We start from the raw sequence: 5,767 nt of genomic DNA on the forward strand, positions 1-5,767 counted from the left end.
TGCGAGCAATAAGGCCGCCCAAACCAGTGGATTCTTCAGATTCGCATTCCACCCCTTGAGCGCGGGAATCTCCGGTTGAGTGGTGCGTTTGTCGTTCGTGGTCATCAAGCCCCCAGGGACGGTGAATGGGTCTGCTGCACGAGTAGGTGACACGTCAAACTGTCACCTACTCGTGCAGCAGACCCGTCCTATCTTGAATCCCGCTGTCGAACTCAACCCTCAACCTTGCTCGTGACCCACGCCCTCGTCCACTTTCCACGCATGGCCTTGCCCCCGGATGGTGGACACCTCACAAGAGAGAATGTTCATCATGGCAAGATCCCGTCGGGAGTTCACTCCTGAGTACAAAGACGAGGCTGTAAAGCTCGTCCTCACCACAGGTAGGGCCGTCGCAACCGTCGCCCGTGAGCTCGGTATCAACGAGGCCACTTTGGGTCGTTGGGTGAGCGCGTTCAGGGTCCGCAACGAGACCGGACAGACCGAAGTCACCGAGTCTGAGCGGGCCGAGCTGCTACGGCTGCGCAAAGAAGTCGCGGACCTGAAACTCGATCGGGCGTTCCTAAAAAAAGCGTCCATCTTCTTCGCCCAGGAAGCATCGGATACGAACGGCAAGCGTTCGAATTGATGCGGGCGGAGAGGACCAACTTCAGTGTTGTGCGCATGGTGCGTCTGCTCGCGGTTTCCCGGTCGGGCTACTACGCCTGGATCGACCGGGAGCCGTCCCGGCAGCTGTCCGGCGGGTGCATATCGAGCGGAAAGTCGCGTTCTTCCACGGCGACTCCGACGAGGCCTACGGGGCCCCACGGATCCTCGCCGACCTGCGCGCGGACGGGGAGATAATCTCCCGCAAAACCGTCGCCAGCACCATGAAACGCCTGGGATTGGCGGGAATCTGCCCGAAGAAATGGAAGACGACCACCATCGTCGACCACGAAGACGCCTACCCCGTCGATGCCGTGAAACGGCAGTGGGACACGGGCACGCTGAACCAGGTTTGGGTCGGCGACATCACCTATCTCAGAACGTGGGAAGGATGGGTTTACCTCGCCACCGTCATCGACGCCCACAGCCGCAGGGTCATCGGCTGGGCGATCGCCGAGCACATGCGCACCGATCTGATCCAAGATGCCCTGCAAATGGCACTCGTTTTGCGGGGCGATAGGCCCGCCTCGGTCATATTTCACTCGGACCGAGGCACCCAATATGCTTCGGCTCAGATCACCGAGTTCGCTGCCATGAATGGCATCACCCGGTCGATGGGTTACACCGGTATTTGCTGGGACAATGCCATGGCCGAAAGCTTCTTCGCGACCCTGAAAACAGAGTTCTACTACCGCCGAGTTTGGCCCACCCGGGCCCGTGCGATCCGGGAAGTGTCGGCGTGGATTGAGGACCGCTACAACCGGCACCGAAGGCACTCCTCGATCGGGCATGTCAGCCCAGTGGACTTCGAGATGCAATACTCATCCCAGGCCGCAGAGATCCAACTCGCCGCTTAACCCGTGTCCACTCTCCGGGGTCAAGCCCAGCATGCACTGCGTGGTCTACATCGTCGATAGCCGCTTCCTCGAAACCTTCGCCACGACATAACCCCAACCACCAACGCCAGTTAGGGAAGCCTCATCATGGGAACCATCTTCAGTATCCTTCACGTCGTGGCCACCGTCTTCATCGTCGGCCCCCTCGCGATCATGCCGATGACCGCGCTTCGTACACTCCGAACCGGAGACACCGCACGGGCCGCGACCGCCGCGAAGAGCCTCCGCCTCTTCAGCTACCTGTCACTGATTGTCGTAATCACCGGATTCGGTGTCATGGGGATGTCCGACCCCAAGTACAACCTGACCATCACGACACCCTGGGTGCTCGCATCCCTGATTTTTTACGCCGTCGCACTCTTGACAACCCTCATTGTCACTGTGCCTGCACTTCAGCACGCCGACCGCGGTGCGCTCACATCTGCCTACGCGCGCACAGCAGTAAGTTCCGGCCTTGCCGCTTTCTGCCTCACCGCCGTAGTCGTCTTGATGGTCTGGAAACCCTGAACACTTCCGAGGCCTGAGGAGGATCTGTAATATTTTCGGTTTCACCCTGCCCACTTGAAAAAAACCACGCAAATCGGTTGGTCGTGGCCGACGGTTGGGGCGGGCGAAGTAATTGCGATGTGCGGTGGGTCGGCTGGTCAGGTTCCTGGCAGCCAGATGGTCACGCGTATTCTTTCGTCTGGAAGGTGTAGCACTTCGTAGCGGCGAGCGATAATTTCGCCGCCTTGCGTGCGGAGGTGCTTGATCGATGTGCGCCGTCGTTCGACGATGTGCTCGTCCCACCACATGCTGAACAGTGGGCTTCGTTCGCGCAGCTCGGTGACGAGCGCGTCGAGCTCGGGATCGTGGAGGTTATCCGCGTTAGCGGCGCGGAGGTGGGCAACGGCCCCTCGAGCGATTTCTTCCCATTCGACAAATATTTCGCGCGCTCGGTCTTCGGTCATCAGGTAACGGCAGGTATTCCTCGCTCCGGCTGGGAGAGCGGCGAAGCCGTCGTAGAGCGCTAGCCCTTCTGGGTTCGCAGCGAGCATATTGCTCAGCCGGTCAAGCGCGTACGCGGGGTTCGGTCGGACGGCGTCAACCAGGGTCGCCATGCGTTGGGCGAGTTCAATGTTGTCGCTGCGCCCGCTCCGAGATGACGGGACCGTGAAGCGGAGGCGGTAGAGATGCTCTGCTGCGTCAGCGGTCAGGTGGAGTACTCGGGCGAGTGCGTCCAGCACCGCGTCGCTGGGGTGGGCCTCGCGGCCTTGCTCGAGGCGGGTGTAGTAGTCGACGCTGATTCCAGAGGCAGCCGCTACTTCTTCACGGCGCAGCCCGGCAACACGTCGGCGGTTCGCGCCGCTGCCTGTGGGAGGTTCTAGCCCAGTGTCGGCGCGCCGGGCGCGAAGGAACTCACCAAGCTCATTCGACAAGTCGACCTCCTCGGAATCCTGAACCGCCGACTGGGTGCGGCACTCCTAGGAAGATTACGGCCTTCCGCCTCGGGCACCAGGTCACGAAGCTGGGGTGGCGCCTGTCCGAAGGTTTGAAGGAGTATCAAATGACGATCTACACGCATGGTTACCACGAGTCCGTTCTGCGGTCACACCGCTCGCGCACCGCAGCGAACTCCGCCGCGTATCTCCTCCCGCTGCTGAAGCCCACGGACCGACTCCTCGACATCGGCGCCGGGGCAGGCACAATAACGGCCGACCTTGCCGAACTGGTCGGGAACGTCACCGCGACCGAGATAGGCCCCGATGAGCTCGATCTCACCCGGCGGACAATCACCGAACGCGGACTGACGAACGTCGACTTCCGCATCGCCGACATCCACAGCCTCGACTTTGACGACGATACGTTCGACGTCGTACACGCACATCAAGTTCTGCAGCACATAGCCGACCCCGTGAAAGCGCTGCGCGAGATGGTGCGAGTGACAAAACCCGGAGGCATCGTCGCAGTGCGCGACAGCGACTACGCCGGCTTCTGCTGGTGGCCACAACTCCCGACGCTAGACATCTGGCTCGACCTCTATCGCAAGGCTGCACGCGCCAACGGCGGCGAACCAGACGCCGGACGCCGCTTGCTCTCATGGGCGCACGCCGCCGGTTTGGAAGAGGTCACCGCCACCTCAAGCACCTGGTGCTACGCCGCGCCGGCCGAGCGAGCGTGGTGGGGAGGAATGTGGGCCGACCGCATCCTCAACTCCGCGATCGCACACCAACTCATCGACACCAACCTTGCGACGCACGCTGATCTCCAGCAGATCAGCGACGCGTGGAAAGCGTGGGCCGAAGACGAAGATGGCTGGATCTCCATCCTCCACGGCGAGATCCTCTACCACGTGAGTTCTCCCACCGAATGATCACGGCTGGCGGCCCCGGCCCATCCGTGTGGACTTTGCTGCTCTTTGGCGGCGTTCTGTGACCGCTAAATGGCGTGTCGATACGTACGGTAACCATCCTCTACCGCGGCAGGCCCTCGATTGCGTAGTGCCGTTCTATCCCGGCAGTGACGCGACCCCATTCACTGTCCGCGACTCGCGTCTGGTGAAGTTCGAAAACGCGTTGATCCGTAAAGCTCTCCTCGACCGACCAAATCAAGGGATCTTCAGTTGGGGTAACCCGGAATGAGACGCATCCGGGCTCGGCCCGAGTGCGCTGAACGTGCTCGGGCAAGTGACGTCTCACGATCAGCGCATCCTCGCCGGTCTTGCAGACGAGCTCACCAGTGAGATGTATCTCGCTCATTCATCCACCCTACGGCTCACCACACCGTGCGGAAAACAATCCTCTACCGGGCAGCAATGAAGCATTAACTCATACCGTGGGCGGCCCTGGCGTTAGCTCAGGTTTTTGGTCGGGCCCAGATAGGAAATATCCCAAAAAAGTGACGCCCTCGGAGGTTGCATCGAACCGGTCGATCAGAACGGCGGCTGGCTCGTAGAACACGTCGCCCGCGTGCAAAACCGTCTCCAGGCCTCCATCGACCTGGAAGACGACTGAACCAACCTCAATCGCACCGAACACGGGACCGTTGTGGTGGTGCGGGCCGCCTGCCACGTTTGGCTGTAACGTGATTCGCTTCACCTGCACGCTGGCAAGGATCTGTTCGGAGAGCGATTCCTCAAGAAGGGTTACGCGCGTAACTGGTTCGGCCATGTACTGATTCTGCCAGCCGCTAGCTATCCGGCCACGCGCCCGTAAGCCGGTCCCCCACCGCATGTGCAGGTCGCCTCGGAAAACTAATGATTTTCAAGGCACCCGACCTGGCCGAGTCTTACCAGGCGTGTGCCTTGCATATCGAGGTAGCTTGCCTATCTCGGTAAGTCGTCTCATAGCCCCCGTGTCTTGCCGCCTCATTTTGGGGTTCCTGAGGCGCGATCGCGGGAGCGCGAACGGCCTTGAGCTGGAAACTTGAGGCCCGTCACGGGTGCTCACCTCCCCGATCCCTCCTGCCAGGCAGGTGGAGGGCGAAGCAGCTTGCCTGCGCTTAGGCGGCGCGAGAAGTGGAATACCCGATCGAGGCGACCGCAGCTCCTAATGAGTCGAAGTAGTTGCGCTCGGCTGGTTTATCCAATTCGAGCAACTCGAATATTCCGAATCGAGATTCGACATAAGCCACCACCCCGACCCCCTCGTTCTTCGCCAGGGCAGCATCCGAGACAAGCCACTCGCTGCTCGACAAAGGAGTGACTTCCAGTGGTTCGGAGGGGGAGGTGATCGCGATCATTCCGGGTTCTTCCTGTTCGATTTAGGCCATCAGACATCAGCGGGGTTAGCGCTTCCAATCTGAACACCTTTCGCTCATCTTGTGGAGGGGATTGCGGTCGGGCTATGGCTGTGGCACACGTCCGAAACATCAAACGTGGCGCACCGCGGGATGCGCACGGACAGACTCATGCACTGGTTGGGTCGGCTCCCCTGGTGGGCGAGGAGCGCTCAACCCAGTACTGGCGTTGGGAGGATTCGACCGCCGTCCCCCACACACACGCACGCCCGGCTCCCCGTCACCCCGGTGACGCTACTCCGAAGTCGAGTTCGGCGATACGAACTCCACTGCTCCGGACGCATGGATCAGCACCCCGAGCCTGATCGTGCAGTCTCATCAAAGAATCCTTAAACGAGAACAGCGGACACCACCTCGCAGCCTCGAGCATTCCACGGATTCCCGCGCCGCCCCCTGTCTCAACAATGTGTCTCACACTGATATTCTCAAGATCACGTGGAACACGCCTTTGA

6 protein-coding genes and 1 pseudogene are annotated in these 5,767 nt (G+C 60.9%); 3 read left to right on the forward strand and 4 right to left on the reverse strand.

Going from position 1 to position 5,767, the window contains the following annotated elements; translation table 11 throughout:
• Nucleotides 1–301 precede the first annotated feature (301 nt).
• Both D4765_RS18585 and D4765_RS18590 read left to right on the forward strand, forming a co-directional pair.
• Nucleotides 302–1,499, forward strand: a pseudogene (locus D4765_RS18585) (IS3 family transposase).
• A 126-nt stretch (nucleotides 1,500–1,625) separates the two neighbouring features.
• A complete protein-coding gene (locus tag D4765_RS18590) occupies nucleotides 1,626–2,045 on the forward strand; it encodes a DUF2269 family protein (protein ID WP_136643803.1) in 420 nt (139 codons plus the stop codon).
• Between the two features lie 137 nt (nucleotides 2,046–2,182).
• On the opposite strand, the gene D4765_RS18595 is transcribed toward D4765_RS18590, so the two are convergent.
• Complete coding sequence (locus tag D4765_RS18595; protein WP_136643804.1) at nucleotides 2,183–2,956, reverse strand: helix-turn-helix transcriptional regulator; 774 nt, start codon at nucleotides 2,954–2,956, stop codon at nucleotides 2,183–2,185.
• Between the two features lie 128 nt (nucleotides 2,957–3,084).
• On the opposite strand from D4765_RS18595, the gene D4765_RS18600 reads away from it, so the two are divergent.
• Nucleotides 3,085–3,891, forward strand: coding sequence for a class I SAM-dependent methyltransferase (locus D4765_RS18600; protein WP_136643805.1), 807 nt, complete (start codon nucleotides 3,085–3,087; stop codon nucleotides 3,889–3,891).
• 100 nt (nucleotides 3,892–3,991) lie between these two features.
• Here the strand turns inward: D4765_RS18600 and D4765_RS20065 are convergent, their stop codons facing one another.
• The 3 genes from D4765_RS20065 to D4765_RS18615 all read right to left on the reverse strand — a co-directional run bounded on the left by D4765_RS20065 (nucleotide 3,992) and on the right by D4765_RS18615 (nucleotide 5,258).
• On the reverse strand, nucleotides 3,992–4,276 hold the full coding sequence (locus tag D4765_RS20065; protein WP_136643806.1) for a putative quinol monooxygenase: 285 nt from the start codon (nucleotides 4,274–4,276) through the stop codon (nucleotides 3,992–3,994).
• 69 nt (nucleotides 4,277–4,345) lie between these two features.
• Entirely contained in the window at nucleotides 4,346–4,687 is a 342-nt protein-coding gene (locus D4765_RS18610; RefSeq protein ID WP_161580500.1) for a cupin domain-containing protein, read from the reverse strand.
• Nucleotides 4,688–5,018: 331 nt separating this feature from the next.
• The gene (locus D4765_RS18615; protein ID WP_136643808.1) at nucleotides 5,019–5,258 is read right to left on the reverse strand and encodes a hypothetical protein; all 240 of its coding nucleotides are present in this window, start codon (nucleotides 5,256–5,258) and stop codon (nucleotides 5,019–5,021) included.
• Nucleotides 5,259–5,767 lie beyond the last annotated feature (509 nt).

The organism is Subtercola vilae, from assembly GCF_004923255.1.
Taxonomy (GTDB): domain Bacteria; phylum Actinomycetota; class Actinomycetes; order Actinomycetales; family Microbacteriaceae; genus Subtercola; species Subtercola vilae.